At 69.9% G+C, this 20,324-nt stretch carries 22 protein-coding genes; 11 read left to right on the plus strand and 11 right to left on the minus strand.

Annotation, left to right across the window (positions count from 1 at the left end):
• Positions 1-106 precede the first annotated feature (106 nt).
• Entirely contained in the window at positions 107-1,060 is a 954-nt protein-coding gene (locus BLW75_RS03690; RefSeq protein WP_034320593.1) for a helix-turn-helix transcriptional regulator, read from the plus strand.
• Here the strand turns inward: BLW75_RS03690 and BLW75_RS03695 are convergent.
• Positions 1,039-1,977: an AraC family transcriptional regulator gene (locus BLW75_RS03695; RefSeq protein ID WP_034320597.1), complete on the minus strand. Its 939-nt coding sequence runs from the start codon at positions 1,975-1,977 to the stop codon at positions 1,039-1,041. The two genes, BLW75_RS03690 and BLW75_RS03695, sit on opposite strands and share 22 nt — an antisense overlap.
• Before the next feature lie 81 nt (positions 1,978-2,058).
• Between BLW75_RS03695 and BLW75_RS03700 the strand changes: the two genes are divergently transcribed.
• Both BLW75_RS03700 and BLW75_RS03705 read left to right on the plus strand, forming a co-directional pair.
• Positions 2,059-2,886, plus strand: a complete 828-nt coding sequence (locus tag BLW75_RS03700) for a Rossmann-fold NAD(P)-binding domain-containing protein (RefSeq protein WP_034320600.1) — start codon at positions 2,059-2,061, stop codon at positions 2,884-2,886.
• A 32-nt stretch (positions 2,887-2,918) separates the two neighbouring features.
• On the plus strand, positions 2,919-3,410 hold the full coding sequence (locus tag BLW75_RS03705) for an anthrone oxygenase family protein (RefSeq protein WP_034320603.1): 492 nt from the start codon (positions 2,919-2,921) through the stop codon (positions 3,408-3,410).
• 5 nt (positions 3,411-3,415) lie between these two features.
• Here BLW75_RS03705 and BLW75_RS03710 read toward each other — a convergent pair whose 3' ends face one another.
• The 3 genes from BLW75_RS03710 to BLW75_RS03720 form a co-directional block, all read right to left on the minus strand.
• Positions 3,416-4,189: an alpha/beta fold hydrolase gene (locus tag BLW75_RS03710; protein WP_034320607.1), complete on the minus strand. Its 774-nt coding sequence runs from the start codon at positions 4,187-4,189 to the stop codon at positions 3,416-3,418.
• A 75-nt stretch (positions 4,190-4,264) separates the two neighbouring features.
• Positions 4,265-5,491: an RNA polymerase sigma factor gene (locus BLW75_RS03715; RefSeq protein WP_034320611.1), complete on the minus strand. Its 1,227-nt coding sequence runs from the start codon at positions 5,489-5,491 to the stop codon at positions 4,265-4,267.
• Positions 5,488-6,621 (minus strand): glycosyltransferase, encoded by a 1,134-nt coding sequence (locus BLW75_RS03720; RefSeq protein WP_034320737.1) that lies wholly within the window; start codon positions 6,619-6,621, stop codon positions 5,488-5,490. Before BLW75_RS03720 ends, BLW75_RS03715 begins: the two co-directional genes overlap by 4 nt.
• A gap of 74 nt (positions 6,622-6,695) precedes the next feature.
• On the opposite strand from BLW75_RS03720, the gene BLW75_RS03725 reads away from it, so the two are divergent.
• Genes BLW75_RS03725 through BLW75_RS03745 form a run of 5 tightly spaced genes read left to right on the plus strand, consistent with a single transcriptional unit; the run spans position 6,696 to position 10,186 of the window.
• The gene (locus BLW75_RS03725; RefSeq protein WP_034320615.1) at positions 6,696-7,721 is read left to right on the plus strand and encodes a hypothetical protein; all 1,026 of its coding nucleotides are present in this window, start codon (positions 6,696-6,698) and stop codon (positions 7,719-7,721) included.
• Positions 7,722-7,733: 12 nt separating this feature from the next.
• A complete protein-coding gene (locus BLW75_RS03730) occupies positions 7,734-8,021 on the plus strand; it encodes a hypothetical protein (RefSeq protein ID WP_034320618.1) in 288 nt (95 codons plus the stop codon).
• Entirely contained in the window at positions 8,018-9,418 is a 1,401-nt protein-coding gene (locus tag BLW75_RS03735; protein ID WP_091596701.1) for a hypothetical protein, read from the plus strand. Before BLW75_RS03730 ends, BLW75_RS03735 begins: the two co-directional genes overlap by 4 nt.
• On the plus strand, positions 9,402-9,950 hold the full coding sequence (locus tag BLW75_RS03740; RefSeq protein ID WP_034320621.1) for a hypothetical protein: 549 nt from the start codon (positions 9,402-9,404) through the stop codon (positions 9,948-9,950). The genes BLW75_RS03735 and BLW75_RS03740 overlap by 17 nt, the downstream gene beginning before the upstream one ends.
• A 5-nt stretch (positions 9,951-9,955) precedes the next feature.
• Positions 9,956-10,186, plus strand: coding sequence for a hypothetical protein (locus BLW75_RS03745; RefSeq protein WP_034320742.1), 231 nt, complete (start codon positions 9,956-9,958; stop codon positions 10,184-10,186).
• 178 nt (positions 10,187-10,364) lie between these two features.
• On the opposite strand, the gene BLW75_RS03750 is transcribed toward BLW75_RS03745, so the two are convergent.
• Entirely contained in the window at positions 10,365-11,159 is a 795-nt protein-coding gene (locus BLW75_RS03750) for a TetR/AcrR family transcriptional regulator (protein ID WP_034320624.1), read from the minus strand.
• Between the two features lie 68 nt (positions 11,160-11,227).
• Here BLW75_RS03750 and BLW75_RS03755 point away from each other — a divergent pair, with 68 nt between their 5' ends.
• Positions 11,228-13,945: a DEAD/DEAH box helicase gene (locus BLW75_RS03755; RefSeq protein ID WP_034320627.1), complete on the plus strand. Its 2,718-nt coding sequence runs from the start codon at positions 11,228-11,230 to the stop codon at positions 13,943-13,945.
• Positions 13,942-15,102 (plus strand): SWIM zinc finger family protein, encoded by a 1,161-nt coding sequence (locus BLW75_RS03760; protein ID WP_034320630.1) that lies wholly within the window; start codon positions 13,942-13,944, stop codon positions 15,100-15,102. The genes BLW75_RS03755 and BLW75_RS03760 overlap by 4 nt, the downstream gene beginning before the upstream one ends.
• Here the strand turns inward: BLW75_RS03760 and BLW75_RS03765 are convergent.
• The 6 genes from BLW75_RS03765 to BLW75_RS03790 all read right to left on the minus strand — a co-directional run bounded on the left by BLW75_RS03765 (position 15,039) and on the right by BLW75_RS03790 (position 19,664).
• Positions 15,039-15,686: a DUF4865 family protein gene (locus tag BLW75_RS03765; RefSeq protein WP_034320745.1), complete on the minus strand. Its 648-nt coding sequence runs from the start codon at positions 15,684-15,686 to the stop codon at positions 15,039-15,041. The genes BLW75_RS03760 and BLW75_RS03765 overlap by 64 nt on opposite strands.
• Before the next feature lie 25 nt (positions 15,687-15,711).
• Entirely contained in the window at positions 15,712-16,143 is a 432-nt protein-coding gene (locus BLW75_RS03770; protein ID WP_091596851.1) for a hypothetical protein, read from the minus strand.
• 267 nt (positions 16,144-16,410) lie between these two features.
• On the minus strand, positions 16,411-18,030 hold the full coding sequence (locus BLW75_RS03775) for an acyl-CoA dehydrogenase family protein (RefSeq protein ID WP_034320635.1): 1,620 nt from the start codon (positions 18,028-18,030) through the stop codon (positions 16,411-16,413).
• Positions 18,014-18,619, minus strand: coding sequence for a TetR/AcrR family transcriptional regulator (locus tag BLW75_RS03780; protein ID WP_091596704.1), 606 nt, complete (start codon positions 18,617-18,619; stop codon positions 18,014-18,016). The genes BLW75_RS03775 and BLW75_RS03780 overlap by 17 nt, the downstream gene beginning before the upstream one ends.
• 32 nt (positions 18,620-18,651) lie before the next feature.
• Positions 18,652-19,110, minus strand: a complete 459-nt coding sequence (locus BLW75_RS03785) for a peroxiredoxin family protein (protein WP_034320639.1) — start codon at positions 19,108-19,110, stop codon at positions 18,652-18,654.
• Positions 19,111-19,130: 20 nt separating this feature from the next.
• Complete coding sequence (locus BLW75_RS03790) at positions 19,131-19,664, minus strand: RNA polymerase sigma factor (protein ID WP_034320643.1); 534 nt, start codon at positions 19,662-19,664, stop codon at positions 19,131-19,133.
• A 144-nt stretch (positions 19,665-19,808) separates the two neighbouring features.
• Here BLW75_RS03790 and BLW75_RS03795 point away from each other — a divergent pair, with 144 nt between their 5' ends.
• Entirely contained in the window at positions 19,809-20,324 is a 516-nt protein-coding gene (locus BLW75_RS03795) for a DinB family protein (protein WP_034320646.1), read from the plus strand.

A 20,324-nucleotide genomic window follows, 5' to 3' on the forward strand; every position in this document is an offset into this window, starting at 1 on the left:
CCTCTGGGTCGGTGGAGAGACCGTAGGGGTTGACATCGATGTGAAGGTCAAGCGTTGATCCCAAAGTGCTCACCCGTTGAGCGGTTCACCTGCCAGACTCGTGCCCATGCGTGCCGATCGCCTGGTGGCCACCCTCCTGCTGATGCAGGCTCGTGGCCGCGTCACGGCTGCCGAACTGGCCGAGGAACTCGAGATCTCCGTCGCCACCGCCCGGCGTGACCTGGAGGCGTTGTCCGCCGCGGGTGTGCCGGTGTACCCGCAGCCCGGCCGTGGCGGCGGCTGGTCGCTGGTCGGCGGGGCGCGGACCGACCTCAGTGGACTGTCGGCGTCGGAGGCCCAGGCGTTGTTCCTGCTCGCGGGTCCGGCCGCGTCGATCTCGCCCGAGGTCAAATCCGCGCTGCGCAAGCTGGTCCGGGCCCTGCCCGACACCTTCCGCGCCGACGCGCAGGCCGCCGCGGACGCGGTCGTCATCGACCCCTCGCGCTGGGGCGAGCGCGAGAAGGAACGGCCCGAGCTGCTCGACGTGCTGCAGTCCGGGATCGTCCGGCGCCGCAAAGTCCGCTTCGGCTATGCGAAAAAGGGCGCGGAGCCGGTCGAGCGGGTCGTGGATCCGTGGGGTCTCGTGGACAAGGACGACATCTGGTACCTCATCGCGGGCACCGAGAAGGGCCAGCGCACCTTCCGGGTCGACCGCATGTCCGACGCCGAGGTCACCGACCTGCCCGCCGATCGCCCGGACGACTTCGAGCTGTCGAGCGCCTGGGAGCAGGTGGTGGACCGCGTCGAGGAACGCCGTTCGGGGCTGGACGCGACCGTGCTCATCGCCGAGCGGCATCTGCCGATCCTCCAGGACCACTTCGGACGTCAGTCCACTGTGGAGGAGAAACTCGACGACGGCCGCGTTCGGGTGACCGTGTCGGCGCCGGTGGCGTGGATGATCGCCCAGCAGCTCGCGGGCTGGGGTTCGATCATCGAAGTACTGGGGCCGCCGTCGGTCCAGGCGGAACTCGCGCGGATCGGCGCGGAACTGGTCGAGCGTTACGCGACGCCGGCGCGGTAACCCTGCGGGCTGACGCCGTGCTCGCGTTTGAACGCGGTGCTGAGCGCGAACGAACTGCCGTAGCCGACCTGGCGGGCGACCGCGCCGATCGTGACGTCGGGATGCTGGCGCAGGAGATCCGCGGCGAGCGCGATACGCCAGCTCGCGAGGTAGGCCATCGGCGGTTCGCCGACCGCGGCGGTGAACCGGCGGGCGAACGCGGCGCGGGAAACTCCGGTGTCGGCCGCGAGGCTCGCCACGGTCCACGGTTCGGAAGGCTTGTGCTGCAGGAGTTTCAGCGCTCGCCCGACGACCGGGTCGCTGTGCGCGCGATACCAGGCGGGTGCTTCGGCGCCGGGCCGGTCGAACCAGGTCCGCAGCGCGGCGACCAGGAGCAGGTCGAGCACCCGGTCCAGGACGGCTTCCTGACCGGGCGTGTCCTTGACGATCTCGCCGGCCAGCAACGCCACGAGCGGATTGTCCCACTCCTCGTCCCGCACGACCAGCAGTGACGGCAGCGCGTTGAGGAGCCGTTTGCTGATCTCACCTTCCAGCGGATAGGTGCCGGTGAGCAGGACTACGGGGCCGTCCGGATCGGTGCCCCAGGTGCGAACGCCCAGATCGGACAGCTCGGTGAGGTGCCGGCCGTCCGGGGTCAGGCATTCCTGTCCCGGCAGGATCATCGCCTGCGGTGGCGTGGCCGGGTCGTCCGCGACGAGATACGGGTCCGGACCGCGCGCGATGGCGATGTCGCCCGTACCGAGGCGGACCGCCTCCCCGTGGTCGGGCACGACCCAGGATTCGCCGCGAACCTGCGCCATCACCGTCAACGGTGCCTCGTCCTCGATCCGCAGCGACCACGGCGGGGTCATGACCGACTTCAGCAGGAACGCGCCGCGGGCGCGGGGTCCGTCGAGCAGACCGGCGAGGGGATCCATGCCGAGAAGTGTAGACGATGAAACATGGAATAGAGCCTTTGAACTATGTTCCGTCTCATTCGGAGACGCTTGACTAGGGACATGACAGAGACGAAGAACAACGAAACGATCCTGGTCCTCGGCGCTACCGGCAAGACGGGGAGCCGGGTGGCGCAACGCCTGACCGAACGGGGCATCGAGGTCCGCAAGGCGTCGCGTCCCGGCTTCGACTGGAACGACCGCTCGACCTGGACCGCGGCCGTCACCGGAGTCGGCGCGGCTTACCTGACCTACTACCCCGACCTCGCCTTCCCCGGTGCCGCCGAAGCGATCCGCGACTTCTCGAAGCTGGCCGTCGAACACGGCGTCCGGCGGCTGGTCCTGCTATCCGGCCGCGGTGAGGAGGAGGCCGTGGTCAGCGAACAGGGAGTGCGGGACTCCGGTGCCGAGTGGACGGTCGTGCGGGCCAGCTGGTTCGCGCAGAACTTCAGCGAGCACTTCCTGCTGGAACCGGTGCTCGCCGGGGAGATCGTGCTGCCCGCCGGGCAGGTGACCGAGCCATTCATCGACGTCGAGGACATCGTCGACGTCGTGGTGACCGCGCTGACCACCGACGGGCACGACGGCGAGGTGTACGAGCTGACCGGGCCCCGGTTGCTGGGTTTCGCGGACGCGGCGGCGGAAATCGGCAAGGCTTCGGGGCGGGAGATCCAGTACGTTCCGGTTTCCCCGGCGGAGTTCGCCGCGGGAGCGGCCGAGCAGGGTGTGCCGGAGGAAGAGATCGAGGGCCTGACCGACCTGTTCAGCAGAGTCCTCGACGGCCGGAACGAATCTCTCACCGGTGACGTCGAGAAGGTGCTGGGCAGGCCCGCGAGGGACTTCTCCGAGTACGCCGCGAAGGCAGCGGCCACCGGGGTCTGGAATCAGTGAAACGAGCGGGAATCGGAAGGGAGGCGACAGGAATGGCGACGCTGAGCGAGATCGTCCTGATCGCGGCCGTCATCACGGCGGGGTTGATCGCGGGCTTGTTCTACGCCTACACGTGCTCGGTCATGCCGGGGCTGGGCCGGGCCGACGCCCGGACCTATGTGACCGGGATGCGGGAGATCAACATCGCCATCCTCAACGGCTGGTTCGCGATCAGCTTCGGCGGCGCGCCCTTGCTCGCCGCGGTGGCGTCGGTACTGCACTTCCGGTCGGAACTGCGGTCCGCGTTGCCGTGGCTCATCGCGGGGTTCGTGCTGCTGCTGGTGATGCTGATCGTGACGATGGCGATCAACGTGCCGTTGAACAACGCGCTCGAAGCCGGTTTCGACGGCGACAAAACCGACTTCGAGGCGCTGCGGGCGAAGTTCGAGGGTGTCTGGGAGCGGTGGAACCTGGTCCGGACCTTGGCCGCGATCGGTGGCTTCGGTGCTCTGGTGGGCGGGCTGATCGTGCACGTCCGCGCCTGACGCGGTCAGGCTCCGAGAATCTCCCGGAGCAGCGGGGCGAACGTAGTGGCTTCGGAGGCGAAACCACCGTGGTCGCCGGGGAAGTAGGTCGGATCCAGCCCGAGACGGCCGGCGGCGAGCACCGCCGCCTCGTGTGCGGGCTGCCCGGCCGCTTCCTTGCCGACACCGACGACGATCCGGGTCCCCGACGCCTTCAGGGCCGCGTAGTCCGGGGTGTAGTTCCCGATCATCGTCATCAGGTGCACGACGAAGAACTCCATGTTCTTCCGCATCCCCGGTGGGAGGGCACCTTCGCCCGCCTCGAAACCGGCCTCCGCCATGAACTTCGCCATCGCCGCCTCGATGCCGTGCTCGCGGTGGATGCGCAGCAGCTCACCGGGATCGACGTCAGGCTGCTCGTCCAGCAGGCTGGTCAGCGGCGGTTCGTGCGCCAGGAGCGTCCGTACCCGCCCGGGATGGCGGGCGACGAGCTCGAAAGCCTGCATGCAGCCGCCGCTGGACGCGAAGATCGCCGCGGGTTCCTCGCTCACGCTGTCGAGCAGGCGGAGCGCGTCGTCGGCGTGGACCTCGATCCGCTGCTCCTCGTCGGGATCGTCGAGGGTGCTGCGGGAGATTCCGCGCGGGTCGTAGGTGATCACCGTGTGGTGCTCCGCGAGCAGGCTCGCGATCGGCGCGAACATTCCGGAATCGGCCGCGCCACCGGGGATGCACAGCAGCGCCGGACCACTGCCGGTGACGGTGTGGTGGAGCCGGGCGCCGGGAACGTCGAGAACGGCCATCGGATGACCCCCTTGCTCTGTCGGGACTTGTCACCCGACCGACGAACGGCGTCACCGGAGACAGACAACCCGGCGTCAGGAGATTTCGGCGAGTTTTCCCGACAGGTAGGCACGCTCGGCTTCGGTACCGGCGAGCGTGAGCGCCTCGCGGTAGGCGCCGGCGGCCTCCTCGATGCGGCCGAGGCGCCGCAGCAGGTCCGCACGGGTCGCGGGAAGCAGGTGGTAGCCCGGAAGGCTGCCGGCGAGCTTGTCGACCAGCACGAGCCCGGCTTCGGGACCTTCGGCCATGGCGACGGCGACGGCGCGGTTCAGCTCGACGACCGGCGAGGGCACGAAACGCAGCAACTCCCCGTAGAGGGCGGCGATCTGCGCCCAATCGGTCTCGGCCGCGTGGGCCGCCGTCGCGTGGCAGGCCGCGATGGCGGCCTGGATCTGGTACTGCCCGGGGACGCCGCGGCGGAGCGCGGACTCCAGCAGTCCGGTGCCTTCGGCGATCTCGGCGGTGTTCCAGCGGCCGCGGTCCTGGTCTTCGAGTGAGACGAGGGCGCCGTCACCGTCGACCCGGGTGGAACGCCGGGCGTCGTGCAGAAGCACCAAGGACAGCAGCCCGAGGACCTCCGGTTCACCGGGCATCAGGTCGGCGAGGATCCGGGCGAGCCGGATGGCTTCCGCGGACAGGTCGGGCCGGAGCAGATCGGTGCCCGCGCTGGCCGAGTAGCCCTCGTTGAACAGCAGATACAGCATCCCCAGCACCGCGGCCGTACGTTCGGGCAGCAGCTCCGCCGGTGGCACCCGGTACGGGATGCCCGCGGTGCGGATCTTCCGTTTCACCCGGACCAGACGCTGCGACATCGTCGCCTCGGAGACGAGGAACGCGCGGGCGATCTCGGCTGTGCTGAGCCCGGCCAAGGTCCGCAGTGCGAGCGCGACCTGGCCTTCCAGTGACAGTGCGGGGTGGCAGCAGGTGAAGATCAGCCGGAGCCTGTCGTCGTGGACGCCGCTCTCGTCCTGATCCGGCTCGGCGGGGACGTCCAGCGCGGCCGCTTCCCGCAGTTTCGCCGCACCGACCGCCTCACGCCGGATCCGGTCGGTGGCCCGGTTGCGTGCGGCCGTGGTCAGCCAGGCCCCGGGTTTCGCCGGGACACCGTCGCGGGGCCAGGTGCGCAGCGCGAGCGCGAACGCTTCCTGGAGGCATTCCTCGGCCAGATCCCAGTCCCCGGTGACCCGGATCAGGGTGGCGATCACCTGCCCGGACTCTTCGCGGAACGCTCGGGTGATCGCGGTGTCCAGGTCGGTCGTCACCGGAGCAGCCCTTCCAGGAGCGGGACGGTCTTCTCCGGTGGCGGGTACGCGGTGATCTCGTCGCGCAACCGCGCGGCCGCCTCCCGGTAGGACGGTTCCCGCAGCACCCTGGTCACGGCGTCGCGGATGTCGTCCGGCGTGGCTTCGACGACGTCGAGAACGGTGCCGAGTCCGAGTTCGGTGACCCGGTCACCGTTGTGGGGCTGGTCGGCGCCCATCGGAAGCAGCACCATCGGCAGCCCATGCGCGATCGCGCCCAGCAGGCTGCCCGAACCGCCGTGGGTGAGGGCCGCGTCGCAGTACGGGAGGACGTCGTCCTGCGGCAGGTACCTCGTGAGGTGGATGTGCTCCGGTTGAGGGCCGAACTCGGCGGGGTCGATGAGGTTTCCGACGGTCACCACACACGTCGCGTCGACGTCCTTCAGCCCGGCCAGTACCCGGGTGAACAGGTCGCCGGATTCGGTGTTGAAGATCGTGCCGAGGGTGAAGTAGACCGTCGGGCGGCCCTCGACATGCCAGTCCGGCACCGGTCCACGGCCGGGAACGGGATCGTGGAACGACTGTGCGGTCGGCGGCAAGGGGAACCGTGGATCGCGGAAGCTTGCGGGGAACGGTGAGAGCACGAGATGGCGGTAGGCCATTTCGAGGTTCCGCTGTGGGGGAAGCCCATGAGCGGCTCGGACCCCGTTGAGCGCGTCGTCGACCAGTTCGGGACGGATGAGGACACCCGCCGCCATGACCAGGACGGTCGCGTGGGGGAGACCGAGCTGTTCGGCCGCGATCATCGCGCCGTGATCGGCTTCGTCGCAGACCAGCAGATCCGGCGTCCAGTCCTCGCAGAGGGTCAAGACGTCTTTCGCGCGTAAGGGTGCGGTGCGACGGACGAACCCGTCACGGAGGTCGGCGTCCTCCCGGTCCCTGTCGACGGGCAGCAACGGGCGACGGCGGCCGTCGCTGCCGAGGTTGGGCCCCGATGGGAACGCGGCGAATCCCGTCGCCTCGACGATCGGGACCATGAACGGCTCGCCGGTGAACGCGATCTCGTGGCCCGCGTCGGCGAGCGCGCGGGCAAGGGGGAGCAGCGGCCGGAAGTGACCGTTGCCGCCGGCGAAGGTGAACAGGACACGCATGCGATCGACCCTATCGGCGGTCATACCGGCGTTGCCTCGCTTTTCGCACGGGCGGGCAGCGCTACCCTGCTGCGGTGATCGATACGGACGCCGACGAGGTCCGGCTGTGCGCGCTGGAAGGCTGCGAGAATCCCTTGCCCCCGCCCGCGGTGGACGCCGACGGGAAACGCAAGGGCGGCAGGCCTTCGGCCTACTGCAGCAAGACCCACGCCGACGCCGCGTCGCGTGCCCGGCGGGCGGCCGCCGTGGCGAGCGTGGCCGATCCGCTGCTGGAGGTCCGCCGGATCGCCGACGAGTTCACCCCGGCCGCGGCGTCGCTCGTGGAACTGCTGGACGCCATGCGCTCGCGATTCGACAACGCCGCCGACGCTGCCCTGGGCCGGGTCACCGAAGCGGAAACCGACGCGGCCGCGGCCCGGCGCGAGGCCGAGGACGCACAACAGGCGGCGGCGAAGGCCGACACCGCGCGCGCGACCGCGCTGGCCGCGTCCCGAGACGACAAGATGGCCAAGGCCAAAGCGGAACGCGCCGCTGAACAGGCCCTGAAGGACGCCGAGGAGACCCGCCAGCGTTCGTGGGCCGAAGTCGCCGCCCACGAACGGGCCCGGGGCGCCGCGGAAGCCGCGACCGTCGCGGCCGAACGCGCCCGAGACGCGCTGGTCTCCGATCTCCGGACGCTGCGCGAGGACTTCGCCGCCGTCCGAGAGGAGAAGACCCGGCTGGCGGCGGAGCTTGGCGAGCGGGACACGGCGCTGGCCAGGGCGGTCGCGGAACTCGAAGCGCTGCTGGACCGGCTCGACGAGGTGAAGGCCAGGGCGACAGTGTCCGAAAAGGACTGTGCCGCCGCGCGGGCGGAATCGGCCGCTCTGCGCGGAGACCTGGACCGGGTCCGAGCCGAACTCGCTCAGGAGCACACAGCCCGGAGCCTCGCCGAAGCCCGGGCGACGACCCTGGCCGAAGAACTGGAGCGCGCACAGGCCCGTGCCGTCGCGGACCAGGCGCGATACGACGACGTCGTCCGGCAACTGGCCGAACTCGCCCGTCCTCCGATCGTCGAAGAATCGCCCGAATCGCCTGTGGAGGCCCCCGAGCTCAAGTAGAGTCCACCGGCTGTGAGCGGGTACGAGGTCCAGATCGGTCAGCTGCGGAACGCGGCCAAGGCGGCGGGATCCGCCGCGGACCAGGCCAGAGTCGTGGAACCGGGCAACGGCGTGGAGGCGATCGCGACAGCGCTGCCCGGCGGTGAGGCCGCGAAGAACGCGCCCGCGCTGGCGTCGACGTTCACCGAGCGTGCGAAGGGGTGGGCCGGCGAGATCGACGGCTGGAGCGACTCGATCACGAAGGCCGCGAACACCTACTCCGAAAACGAGAACTCCGCGAAGGAGGCTTTCGGAGGATGACGATCGGCTACGACGACGTCCGCAAATGGGACGCCGAGGCGCTCGACGCGACGGCGACCAACCTGGCTGGGCGGCGGGACAAGCTCATCGGGTTGCAGGACGAACTCGACGACGCCCGGAAACTGCCCGATTGGCGCGGCCCGGCCGGTGAGCGCGCACGCGGTTCGCTGGGCGACACGCGGAACAAGGCCGAGGTCCTGGTCGCGGAGCTGTCCGCCGTCGAAACCGCCCTGCAGAACGCGTCGGACGAGGTGACCGCGCTCAAGAGCAGGGTCGCCAACAACGACTCCCTCGCCCACACCTACCAGTTCCGCATCGCCGCCGACGGGGCGCTCGTGGACGACAAGCCCGCCGACCCACCCCCCAAATCGCGGTTCGAGGCCGAAGAGTACGCCGAGTCCCGGCGGCACCGCGAAACCATCAAGAAGCAGCTGGAGCAGGAAACCAAGGCGATCCTCACGGCGGCGAACAACATCGACGCCGCCCTCGCCCGCGTGATGCGGCTCGCGCAGGACGGCAAGGTCAGCGACGACGGAGCGACCACCCTCGCGGGAGCCAAGAAGAGCGGGGAGATCGACGCCAAGGTGATCGAGATGGAGCAGTCCCTGCGCGAGGCGGGGCTGCTGACCGGGCCACCCGCGTCCGGGCACTACCGGCAGTGGCTCGAGAACGCCGTACGCCGGGGCGTATCGATCGACACCATCAAGAAGATCGCCGACGAACACGACATCACGCCCGAGGACTTCAAGGTCCTCGACGGTATGGAAGAGATCCGCGAGGACGAAGACGGCGACGGGACCTTCAAGTCGTACTTCCTGATGCCGACCGACATCAGCGGGGACGACGCCGCCAAGGCGGTCCGGATGACCTACCTCCTGAACGCGGGCACCGACTACGGAACCGAAGGCGAGAAGACCGACTTCGCCCCGACCCCGTACGGATCCGAGGAACTGCGGCGGATCACCGACCGGCAACGGGAGAACTCCTGGAGCTACGACGACGACGTGGGCTTCGTGCACGGCAACGGCGGGCGGCTGGTGACCACCCCCAACGGCATGATGATGGGCCTGGGCGGGAACCTCATCCAGGACCAGTTCAGCCAGCAGGGCGGAACGGCCTGGGGCGACACGTTCATGCTGAACATCGACGACGCGAAGGATCCGGCGCAGCAACTGCGAGAGGTCGTGAAGTCGGGCCACGCCTGGTACGAGGACGACAACGGCGCGTCCCAGGGTTCGCTCGACCTGGACCGGTTGCTGCACCACGAGGAGCGCCACTCCCAGCAATGGGCGCGCGAAGGCTATGCCGGCTTCCTCGCCTCCTACGCGTGGGAGCAGGTCACCGGCGGCAACGAAACCGAGGAAGACGCGGGACTGACCGATGGCGGATATCACTAGGGGTTCACGCGTCGCCTGCGCCGCCTTGTTCGTGGTGGCGGTGACCGCGGCGTGCGACACCAAGGCGCAGTTCGCACCGTCACTGCCACCGGAGGCCGGATTCCGGGTCGACGACGGCGTCCTGAAACTGTGGACGGGCACCCCGTGCGAGGGCGTCACCGGCTTGAGGCTGACGTTCGACTCGGGCACCCAGGCGAGCACGGAACAGGTCTGGGCCGCGCCGCGGCCGGGAGTGCGGGTCGAGCACCTGGACCTGCTCGGCGTGTCCTTTCCGGACACCGAGAGCCCGCTCCAGGTGCGGACACCGCTGCCCGGAGGGTACGACTGGACCAAGGCGGGCTCGGTCAGCGTCGCCGTCGACGGCCCGAAAGCGAACGGCGCCAAGGCCGACGTCGCCCAGGTGCTGCGCGAGTCGGCCCAGCACCCGTCCGGCAGCTACCTGTTCGGCCGGAGCGGCTGGATGGATGCGGTGGCCGTCCAGCGCGAGAACCGGAAGTCGTTCCTGACCATCTGCACTCCCGACCCGAAGTGACCGACATGGAGAGCACATCGCGGACGGTGTTACGACGCGTCGTGCTCGGCGCGTTCGTCTGCGTCGCCGCGGTGATCGTGCTGCTCATCGGCCGCGTGGTGCTCAGTGCGACCGGCTTGTCCTTTGATCCGCACGGCTACGGGATGTTCGGCGGGATCCTGTTCACGGTGGTCCTGACCCCGGTGGCGCTGGCGCTGTGGCTGGTCTACCGCTCACTGCGGCGACGCGGCAAGTGACGGCTGTACCGCGGTCCACATCGGACACTTTCGCGGGGTGAAATGCCTGTCTTCCCGGGGTTGCCGCTGAGGGCATACGTGTCGTGAGTGGTGCCGGTGGTCGGTGGGTGAAGGCTCCGTTCACCGCATTGGACGCGGCGAAGGGAGCTTTCACCCCGCCACCGACCGCCGGCACCACTCACGACGGCAGCTCGGCCCCCGAGGCGCCGGAGCCGCCGTTCACCAGCTGTTCGACCCCGTCCAGGATCCGCGCCAACCCGAACCGGAAGGTGTGCAGTGGCGCGCTCGCCGCACCGTGCGTCTCCCCGGCGGCCTGTCCGATCCGCGCCGCCAGCGGGAACAGTCCGACGTCCGCCTCCGGGATCTCCGCGAGCACGGGCGCGCTGGCCGTCCACCACTCCATGTCCGTCAGCCCGGATCGCCGTACGAGACTCGCCGATTCGACCGAACCGCGGGCGATGCCCTGGACGAATCCGTTGACCATGGCGACGACGGCGTCCATTTCCAGATCGGTGAGACCGATCGCGTCGACGGCCCTGAGTTCGCGTTCGTGTTTGGCGAAGGTGTGCGGGCCGAGCGGGAGACGGCCGGTGGTGAGCTGCAGCATCCACGGATGCCGGTGGTACATCTCCCACGCGTCCTCGGCGAGAATCGTCATGGTGACCCGCCAGTCGTGACTCTCCGGCGGATCGGCCAGTTCGCCGTGGACCCGGTCGATCATCAGGTCGAGCAGTTCGGCGCGGCCGGGGATGTAGGTGTAGATCGTCATGGGGGAGACGCCGAGCCTCTCCGCGCCCCGGCGCACCGACAGCGCGCTGATGCCCTCGGCGTCGGCCAGCTCGATCGAGGCGGTGACGATCTCCTCGACGGTCAGCTTCGGCTTGGGGCCGCGACGGGGCTTCTCGCGCACACCCCAGAGCAGTTCGATGGTCCGCCGTGGATCGCCCGTGCCGGTGTGGTCCGCGTCTGTCATCACGTTCTCTCTACAGTGTACAGAGTTGTGTTATCCTGAACTGTACACCGTACAGAGATTGGGGTTGAGTGGCGTCTCACGACGGTTTCGGCAGTGTCGTTTTCGAACCGAAGAATCCCCCTCGGACCAGCGGATTCGTCTTCTGGAACGCCGAGGGGAACACGCCGGGGACCGGGGAGGTGACAGTCGCCCTCCCCGAGGTCACCACGGTGCCGTGCGTACGGCTGCCGATGATCGAGGCGCTCCCCGCGCTGCTGCGGCTTCGTGAGAGCGACGATCCCTCCGCGCGTTTCTGGAGCACCGCGGCCACGGCGGCGTTGAAACTCGCCGAGGCGGGCAGGCTGCTTCCCGGGCTCACGGAGTCCGATGTGGACGCCTGGCGCGCGGGCCCGCTGGAACCCGCCGACGCCACTTGGCTGCGCGAACTGTCCGAAGCTATGCCGGCGCGGGCCCGAGCGATCCCGGGCGAGGGAAACCTGCTCCCCGCGCGTTATCCGCTGCTGCGCGCGTTCCTCGACGCCGTGGCCGACACCCTTCCCCGCACGCCCGCGGCCGCGCAGGCGGCGGGCGTCAAGGCGTTCGCCGCCGCGCCCGCGCATCGTGTCCCGCAGTTGCGGGACTGGGCGGCCGAGGTCGCGGCAGGGCTGGACTCCGGTGTCCGGGTCTCGGTGCGCATCGAGGCACCGGGCGACGACTTCACGACCGGGCGTTTCAGCGGCGTCGTCCAGGTGCACAGTCTGGCCGACCCTGGCGTCCTGATCGACGCCGCCGCGCTCTGGGCGGGTGACGACCGGTTCGGCCCGCGAGCGCGGATCGACGTCATGTTGGCACTGCGCCGCGCAGCCCAGCTGTGGCCACCGCTGGAGCCCCTGCTCAGCGCCGCAGTGCCCGATGAGGTCGGGCTCGGTGACACCGACATCACCGAGCTGCTCACCACGGCCGCGCCTCTGCTGGCCACGGCTGGTATCGACGTGCACTGGCCGGCCGATCTCGTCCGTGATCTGAGCGCGAAGGCCGTCGTCGGTGGTGGTGCCGCGCCGCCTGCCGACCTTCCGTCGTTCTTCGCAGGCGGCACGTTGCTGCAGTTCGACTGGCAGCTGGCCCTCGGTGGCGCACCGCTCACCGCGGCCGAGATGGACGCGCTGGCCGAAGCGCACCGTCCCGTCGTGCGGTTGCGGGATCAGTGGGTGCTCGTCGATCCGGCGCTGGCGGCGAAGGCGCGGGATCGCGCGTTGAAGCCGCTCACGCCGATCGACGCGCTCGGCGCCGCCCTGAGCGGGACGGCCGAGGTCGACGGTGAACGCGTCGACGTCCTCACCGACGGCTGGCTCGCCGCGTTGCGGGAACGGCTGCTCGCGCCACCGGAGCCGCAGGCACCGCCGCCGGGGCTGGCCGCGACCTTGCGCGATTACCAAATGCGCGGCCTGCAGTGGCTCACCGCCATGACCTCGATCGGGCTCGGTGGCTGTCTCGCCGACGACATGGGGCTGGGCAAGACGATCACGCTGATCTCGCTGCACCTGCATCGTGCGGACGGTCCGACGCTGGTCGTCTGCCCGGCTTCGCTGCTGGGGAACTGGGAACGCGAGATCACGCGGTTCGCCCCCGGCGTTCCGGTGCGCCGGTTCCATGGCACCGAGCGCTCGCTCGACGATCTCGACGGAGGGTTCGTGCTCACGACCTACGGCACCCTCCGTGCCGACCCGGCACCGCTGGGGAGTGTCCATTGGGGACTGCTGGTCGCCGACGAGGCCCAGCACGTCAAGAACCACCGCTCGGGCACGGCGAAGGCGTTGCGGACGCTGACGTCGTCGGCGCGGGTGGCGTTGACGGGCACCCCGGTGGAGAACAACCTCGCCGAGTTGTGGGCGATCCTGGACTGGACGACACCAGGGCTGCTCGGGACCATGGCCGACTTCCGCCGGGTGTGGGCGAAACCGGTCGAGTCCGGAAAGGACCCCGAAGCCGCGGAAAGCCTGTCCCGGCTGGTCCGCCCGTTCCTGTTGCGCCGCCGAAAGTCCGATCCGGGGATCGCGCCGGAGCTGCCGCCCAAGACCGAGACCGACCGGCCGGTGACGCTTACCGCCGAGCAGGCGGCCCTGTACGAGGCGACGGTGCGCGAACTGATGGCCGAGATCGCCGGCAGTGAGGGCATCGCGCGCCGGGGCCGGATCGTCAAGCTGCTCACCGGGCTCAAGCAGATCTGCAACCATCCCGCGCAGTACCTCAAGGAGCCGTCGGAAGCGGTGCTGGACGGGCGGTCGGGCAAGCTGGAACTGCTCGACGAGCTCCTGGGCACGATCCTCGCCGAGGACGGATCGGTGCTGGTGTTCACCCAGTACGTGGCCATGGCGCGGCTGCTGGAACGGCATCTCGCGCAGCGTGGGATCGGTACGCAGTTGCTGCACGGCGGCACCCCGGTGCCCAAACGTGAAGAGCTCGTGCGCCGGTTCCAGGCCGGTGAGGTGCCGGTGTTCCTGTTGTCGCTCAAGGCGGCGGGGACCGGGCTCAACCTGACCCGCGCCGATCACGTCGTGCACTACGACCGCTGGTGGAACCCCGCGGTGGAGGACCAGGCGACCGACCGCGCTTACCGCATCGGGCAGACCAGGCCGGTGCAGGTGCACCGGCTCATCGCCGAGGGCACGGTCGAGGACCGGATCGCGGCGATGCTGCGGGAGAAGCGTGCGCTCGCCGACGCGGTGCTCGCCGGCGGCGAGGCCGCGCTGACCGAACTGTCCGACGCCGAGCTGGCCGATCTGGTCGAGTTGAGGAGCCGCCGATGAGCACGCCAGACGACCGCGTCCGCGGTTTCCCCGCTTTCGGCGCCCAAGGCGGCCGCGGCCAGTTCGCCCGCTCGTGGTGGGGCCGCGCGTGGATCAGCGCGATGGAGGACACCGCGCTGGATCTGCGCCAGCTCAAACAAGGCCGCAAGTACGCCGCGGCGGGCCGGGTCGGTCCGATCACGGTCAGCCCGGGGCGGATCGCCGCCGTGGTCGACGACCAGGAGGGCCAGTACCGCACCGAGGTCCGTCTCGCGGAGCTGACCGGCGACGAGTGGGACCGGTTCCTCGACCGGGTCGCCTCGCGTGCCGGACATCTCGCCGCGTTGCTGGACCGGGACATGCCGCACGACCTCGTCGAGGCCGCCGACGACGCCGGGGTGCATCTGCTGCCCGGGATCGGTGACCTCGATCCCGACTGTGACTGCCCCGGCTGGGAGTTGCCGTGCCGTCACGCCGCGGCGCTGTCGTTCCAGGCCTCGTGGCTGCTCGACGCGGATCCCTTCGTGCTGCTGCTGATGCGGGGCAAGGGGGAGCGGGAACTGCTCGACGAATTGCAGCGGCGCAACGCGCCTCGGTTCGTGCGGACGGGGGACGACGAAGTCCCGGCCGAGCGCGCGTACGCCGACGAGCCGGGTCCGTTGCCGGATCTCGACGGGTTCGCGCCCACCGGAGGCCCGACCGTGCCGGGCGCGCCCGATATCCCGGCCGAGGCCTTCGCCCTGCTGATCGCCAACGCGAGCCAGACGGCCGGTGCGCTGCTGACGTCGCAACCGAAGTTCACCCGCAAACAGGACGCCGTCCGCCTGGCCGCGACGCGTCCGGAGGCCGCCGACAGGCTGCGCCCGGCCGAGAACGGCGAGGACTTCGATCGCGCGGTGCAGGCCTGGCGGCACGGTGGCCGGGCCGGCCTCGACGTCCTGGAGACCGCGTGGACCCCGCCGCCGCAGGCGATGGGCCGGGCACGGGCCGCCCTGGCCGAGGTCGTGGACGACCCCGGCCAGGGGCTGGACGTCGAACGCAACCACTGCACCGTCCACGGCACCGGCGTGCAGGTGCGGCTGGGCAAGGACGGGCTCTGGTATCCGTACCGGGATCAGTGGCCCGCTGGTCCGCCCGAAGCCGATCCCGGCGCGCTGTTCGCCGCGTTGCTCGGCTGATCCCACTGCCGTCCTCGCCGCAGCTGATCCAGGTGCGGCGAGGACAGGTGGAGGATCTGGTACCGGATCTCGTCCGACTCCGGCGCCTCACCGGTCCACAGGCTGTAGCGGATGACCTGCCAGGTCCGCGGGTCGACGGCGAGCGCGCCCGAATGCGCGCCGTCTTGGCGCAGGTGTTCGCGAAGTTCGTCGAGAGCCTCGCCGAGGAACACGACCGGGTCGGTCTCGTCGGGGATTCGCACGACGTGCTTTCCCGCTGCGACCGGAGGAGTGCCGAACGCGGGTCCCTCCTCGAAACCGAGCACGGTCCAGTGCTGCACGGCGGGACGCCCGAAGGATTCGACGATGCCGCTGAACGGGCCGCCGAACAGGAAGGCGTTCATCCCGGCCTCGTCGTGCCACAGGTAGAAGGGCGAGTACTGGTTCAGCGTCGAGCCGTCGACGCCGCGCTCACGGATCCCGTAGACCTTCAGCCCCAGGCCGCCGAAGTCGTCGAGCAGATGTCCGCGCGTGGCGACGCGTTCGCGGATGACGCCCATGTCGTAGTCGGCGGGGAGGGTGATCTCGTACTGCATCGCATGCATGCCGTACATACTAGTAGGTACAGGACTATTTCCGGTCGAGCCGGACGATCCCCTCGTCACCCTGCACCGCGACCACGGCGATCGCCTGCCGGTTGATCTGGTGCACCATCCCCGGCGGGCCCGACACCGCCCCGCCCATCCCGCCGGAAGCCGGGGCGAGACCCACCTTCCCGGCCTGGACCGTGACCGCGAGCGGGCCGGCGCCACCGTCGTTGGGGATCTGGTCGCCGGTCCGGACCAGCACCTCACACTCCCCGTCCGAGCAGGCCTTCAGATTCCGCCCGTCCACCGCGATGAACGGCGTTCCGGACGGGGCCGCCGCCTCCATCATCGGCCCGCTCCCCACCGAAGGCCTCGAACTCGTCGCGGCGAAGATCGGCGTCGGCTCCGGCGCCGCGCAACCGGCGGCGAACAGCGCCAAGGGGACCAGGGCCAGGCATCTTCGGCGATCGACCATGACCGACGAACGTAGCCGAAGCGCGAGCCCTTGCATGCACCCGAATTCCGCAATCCTGCGGCTGTTCGCAGTGCTCGGCGGCGGTCCGACCGGGGGAAGCGGGCGGACCGCCGCAGCACGTGGTCATGCGGGCACCGAGAGTCCGAAATGCGAGAAAACGACGGTGAAACCGCCGACTTGGGCAAGGACTCACAGGCCTTCCCAGCACCTCATGATCGGGGCACGGTCACTGAGCCGTCACCGTGGAAGGCCGGCACTCCGAGTATCTCAAACCTCCGCGCGGGCGATGATCGCCCGCGTGTCCACTCCGGACGGAAGTGTCCCGAACGCGACACCCCAGTCGCCACCAAGCCTCGACGCGCAGAACGCGTCGGCCACCGCCGGGGTCCCGTGCCGCACCAGCAACGAACCCTGCAGCACGAGCGCCATCGACTCGACCAGCCGCCGCGCCCGGTACTCGATGTCCGACAGATCCGTCAGTTCCTTGCGCAGCCTGCCCACCGCGTCGTCCAGCCGCGTGTCGGCGCCGGCCGCCTGCTCGACCTCCGCGAAATACGCCGCCACCGACTCCGGCTGCTTCGCCATCGCCCGCAACGCGTCCAGCGCCGCGACGTTGCCCGAACCCTCCCAGATCGACATCAGCGGAGCCTCACGGTAGAGCCGCGGCATCCCCGACTCCTCGACGTACCCGTTCCCGCCGAGGCATTCCAGCGCCTCCACCGCGTGCGACGGGCCGCGCTTGCACACCCAGTACTTCGTCACCGCCAGCCCCAGCCGACGGAACGCCTGCTCCTGCTCGTCCTCCGGCCGGTCGGTCGCCGACGCGAGCCGCATCCCGACCGTCGTCGCCGCCTCGGATTCCACGACGAGGTCCGCCAGCACGTTGCCCATCAGCGGCTGATCCACCAGATTCGCCCCGAACGCGCTCCGATGCCGGGCGTGGTGGATCGCCCGCACGGCGCCGTACCGCATGCCCGACGCGCTCCCGACCGCGCAGTCCAGCCGGGTGTTGTTGACCATCTCGATGATGGTGCGCACCCCGCGGCCTTCCTCGCCGATCAGCCAGCCGATCGCGTCGTCGTACTCGATCTCCGACGACGCGTTGGACCGGTTGCCCAGCTTGTCCTTCAGCCGCTGCAACCGGATCCCGTTGCGCGTGCCGTCCGGCAGGACCCGGGGGAGCAGGAAACACGACAACCCGCCCGGCGCCTGCGCCAGCGTCAGGAACATGTCCGACATCGGCGCCGAGGTGAACCACTTGTGCCCGACGATCACATAGCTGCCGTCACCGAGCGGCCGCGCCGTGGTCGTGTTCGCCCGGACGTCGGAACCGCCCTGCTTCTCCGTCATCGACATCCCGGCGATGAGCCCACGCTTGGAACTCGGCTCACGCAATCCGAAGTCGTACTCCGTCGCCGCCAGCAGCGGCTCGTACCGCGCGGACAGCTCGGGATTGAACCGCAACGCCGGGACCGCCGCGTACGTCATCGAAATCGGGCACGTGTGCCCCGCGTCGACCTGGCCCCAGACGTACATCTTCGCCGCCCGCGCCGCGTGCGCGCCCGGCCGGGAATCCCGCCACGGCGCCGCGTGCAGCCCATAGGACACCGCGACGTCCATGAGATCGTGCCAGTGCGGGTGGAACTCGACCTCGTCGATCCGGTGCCCGACCCGGTCGTGCGTCCGCAGCACCGGCTCGTTCTCGTTGACCAGCCTGCCCCACTCCTGAACGTGCTCACTCCCGGCGAGCCTGCCGAGGGAGTGCATCTCGGCCACCGCCCACCCGGCGCCCGCCCGCTCCAGCCCCTCCAGCAAGGCCGGATCGGCGGCGACGTCGTAGTCCGCCAGCGGCGGGACCTGATTGGTGACCTCATGAGTGCTCGGCATCGGAACCTCTTAAGGAACGCAACACGAAAGTGCGCAGCCCGGACACCTCGTCCGCGCTGCCGGTGGTCAACGGGCCGATCAGCACCTCGGCGGCGGCCCCGACGAGCGCCGCCGCGGTGACGTCCGCGTCCTGGGCCGGCAGCACCCCGGACCGGACGCCGTCGGCCACGTGCTGGGCCACGACGTCGCGGAAGGCACGCCGGAACACCAGCCGCTCGGCCTCGATGGGCGCGTCGACGGGCTCGGCCAGCAGCGCGTACGCCATCCGCGGCGTCTTCAGCGCCCGGCTCGCGAAGGTGTCGAAGACCGCCACGACCCGCTCGGCAGGCGTGCCGGGCCGCTCCGACACCTCGCGCACAGCCTCGACCTCACGCGTGACGACCTTGCGGAACAACTCCACCACCAAGGCGGCCTTGGTGGGGTAGTGGCGGTACACGCTCCCGACCGCCACCCCGGCCCGTTCGGCGACCGCCGACACCGAGCAGCCCGCGTACCCGCGCTCGGCCAATTGCTCCATGGCGGCGGCGAGGACGGCGTCACGCTGGGCGTCCAGGCGCTCCTGGACCTTCGGTGTACGGCGATACGGCACTCAAGAAGTGAAGCACTGATTCACACCTTCAGTCAACGCACCCTGGCGAGCTCCTCCACCGCTTTGGCGATGCCCTTCTTGTCGTAGGCACTGGTCGGCATGGTCGCCGCGTGCGCGTACCGGACCACCCCGTCCCGGTCGATCAGCACACTGCCCGACTGCTGCAGCATCTTTTTCGCCAGCCCGAACGCCTCATGCGGCGTGCCGTCCCCGCCCGAGACCACCCGGAGCGACAATCCGCGCTTCGCCCGCCACGCCTTGGCCTCCACCCGGCACTCGGGAACCGCCACCAGCACACGCACACCGGCGGCCGCCAGCTCCTCCGACCGCGCCGCCAGGTCCTTCACATGGCCGGCGCACACAGGACACGTGGTCGAGCGCATGAAATAGATCAGCACGCTTGCCGTACCGCGGAACTCCGAAAGCCGCACGACCTGCCCTGTCGTGTCCTCCCACGCGACGTCAGGGACCGTGGAACCGATTTCGAGCATCAAAACTCCTCAACGGAAGGTCAGGAAGCAGGGTTGTCGAGAAGCACACGGACCGTCGCCCGCGCACGGTGCAACCGGGACTTCATCGCGGCCGTGCTCAAACCGAGCGCGTCGGTGACCGCCCGGCCCGAATGGCCCTGGATGTCACGCATGATCAAGACGCGACGCTGGTCAGCGGGCAACTCGGCGATCGCCGCCGCCACCCGCTGCGCCTCCAGCCGATCCAACGCGTCTTCCTCGGCCGACACCATCGCGACGGAATCCGCCGGATCCGCACCACGCACCACCCGGCGCGCCCGCCGAAGGCACTCGTTGCGCACGATCCGGAACATCCACGACGCGAGCGCACCCGTGGCACGCAGCGTGCCGATCTTCCGGTACAGGATGATCAGCGCCTCCTGCGCCGAATCCTCCGCGTCCTCCGGCGAAGCACACAACGACCGCGCGAACCGCTGCACATGCGGATGGGAACCCGAGACCAAAGCCGCGATGGCGGACGCGTCCCCGCCCTGCGCCGCCACGATCAACGACTCCCTCGGCCACTCGGCCTCCACGACAACCTCCTCCTGCGCCGAGCTTGTCCCGGCCCCTACAAGAGCCGCGACCCTCGCAAAAGGATTCAGCAGCCTCCACGTGACGCCGCTCACCCCAGCGGGCACACCCCGAACCCCACGTCACCCGATGGCATGATCGCCGCTATGACATGGACCGCCCCCGAGGTCACCCGGCCGTCCGGCGACACCGCCGCCGACGAACGAACCCTCCTGCCCTCCCTGCTGGCCTGGCACCGCAGCACCTTCCTCCACAAACTCGCCGGCCTCACCGGAGAACAGCTCGCCACGGCGTCGGTCCCGCCGTCGAACATGACCCTCCTCGGCCTCATCCGGCACCTCGCCAAGGTCGAACGCTTCTGGTTCCGCCTGCGCTACGCCGCACAGGACATCGACCCCCTCTACGACCCCGCCCTCGGCAAGGACCACGACTTCGAAGTCCTCGACGCCACCCAAGCCGAAGAGGCCTACGACATCCTCCTCGAAGAGATCCGGCTGGCCGACGAAGCCGCCGCCGAAGGATCCCTCGACGACACCTTCGACCTCGGCGGGAACCCGTTCTCGCTGCGCATGCTCTACCTCCACATGATCGGCGAATACGCCCGCCACAACGGCCACGCCGACCTCATCCGCGAACGCGTCGACGGCCACACGGGAGCCTGA

Origin of the sequence: Amycolatopsis lurida, from assembly GCF_900105055.1 — a bacterium.
GTDB classification, from domain to species: Bacteria; Actinomycetota; Actinomycetes; order Mycobacteriales; family Pseudonocardiaceae; genus Amycolatopsis; species Amycolatopsis lurida.

What these genes read in the sequence shown, in the direction of transcription:
- BLW75_RS03690 (WP_034320593.1), top strand. Translation starts at nt 107, where the DNA reads ATGCGTGCCGATCGCCTGGTGGCCACCCTCCTGCTGATGCAGGCTCGT.
- BLW75_RS03695 (WP_034320597.1), bottom strand. Translation starts at nt 1,977, where the DNA reads ATGGATCCCCTCGCCGGTCTGCTCGACGGACCCCGCGCCCGCGGCGCG.
- BLW75_RS03700 (WP_034320600.1), top strand. Translation starts at nt 2,059, where the DNA reads ATGACAGAGACGAAGAACAACGAAACGATCCTGGTCCTCGGCGCTACC.
- BLW75_RS03705 (WP_034320603.1), top strand. Translation starts at nt 2,919, where the DNA reads ATGGCGACGCTGAGCGAGATCGTCCTGATCGCGGCCGTCATCACGGCG.
- BLW75_RS03710 (WP_034320607.1), bottom strand. Translation starts at nt 4,189, where the DNA reads ATGGCCGTTCTCGACGTTCCCGGCGCCCGGCTCCACCACACCGTCACC.
- BLW75_RS03720 (WP_034320737.1), bottom strand. Translation starts at nt 6,621, where the DNA reads ATGCGTGTCCTGTTCACCTTCGCCGGCGGCAACGGTCACTTCCGGCCG.
- BLW75_RS03735 (WP_091596701.1), top strand. Translation starts at nt 8,018, where the DNA reads ATGACGATCGGCTACGACGACGTCCGCAAATGGGACGCCGAGGCGCTC.
- BLW75_RS03740 (WP_034320621.1), top strand. Translation starts at nt 9,402, where the DNA reads ATGGCGGATATCACTAGGGGTTCACGCGTCGCCTGCGCCGCCTTGTTC.
- BLW75_RS03745 (WP_034320742.1), top strand. Translation starts at nt 9,956, where the DNA reads ATGGAGAGCACATCGCGGACGGTGTTACGACGCGTCGTGCTCGGCGCG.
- BLW75_RS03750 (WP_034320624.1), bottom strand. Translation starts at nt 11,159, where the DNA reads ATGACAGACGCGGACCACACCGGCACGGGCGATCCACGGCGGACCATC.
- BLW75_RS03760 (WP_034320630.1), top strand. Translation starts at nt 13,942, where the DNA reads ATGAGCACGCCAGACGACCGCGTCCGCGGTTTCCCCGCTTTCGGCGCC.
- BLW75_RS03765 (WP_034320745.1), bottom strand. Translation starts at nt 15,686, where the DNA reads ATGCATGCGATGCAGTACGAGATCACCCTCCCCGCCGACTACGACATG.
- BLW75_RS03770 (WP_091596851.1), bottom strand. Translation starts at nt 16,143, where the DNA reads ATGGTCGATCGCCGAAGATGCCTGGCCCTGGTCCCCTTGGCGCTGTTC.
- BLW75_RS03775 (WP_034320635.1), bottom strand. Translation starts at nt 18,030, where the DNA reads ATGCCGAGCACTCATGAGGTCACCAATCAGGTCCCGCCGCTGGCGGAC.
- BLW75_RS03785 (WP_034320639.1), bottom strand. Translation starts at nt 19,110, where the DNA reads ATGCTCGAAATCGGTTCCACGGTCCCTGACGTCGCGTGGGAGGACACG.
- BLW75_RS03795 (WP_034320646.1), top strand. Translation starts at nt 19,809, where the DNA reads ATGACATGGACCGCCCCCGAGGTCACCCGGCCGTCCGGCGACACCGCC.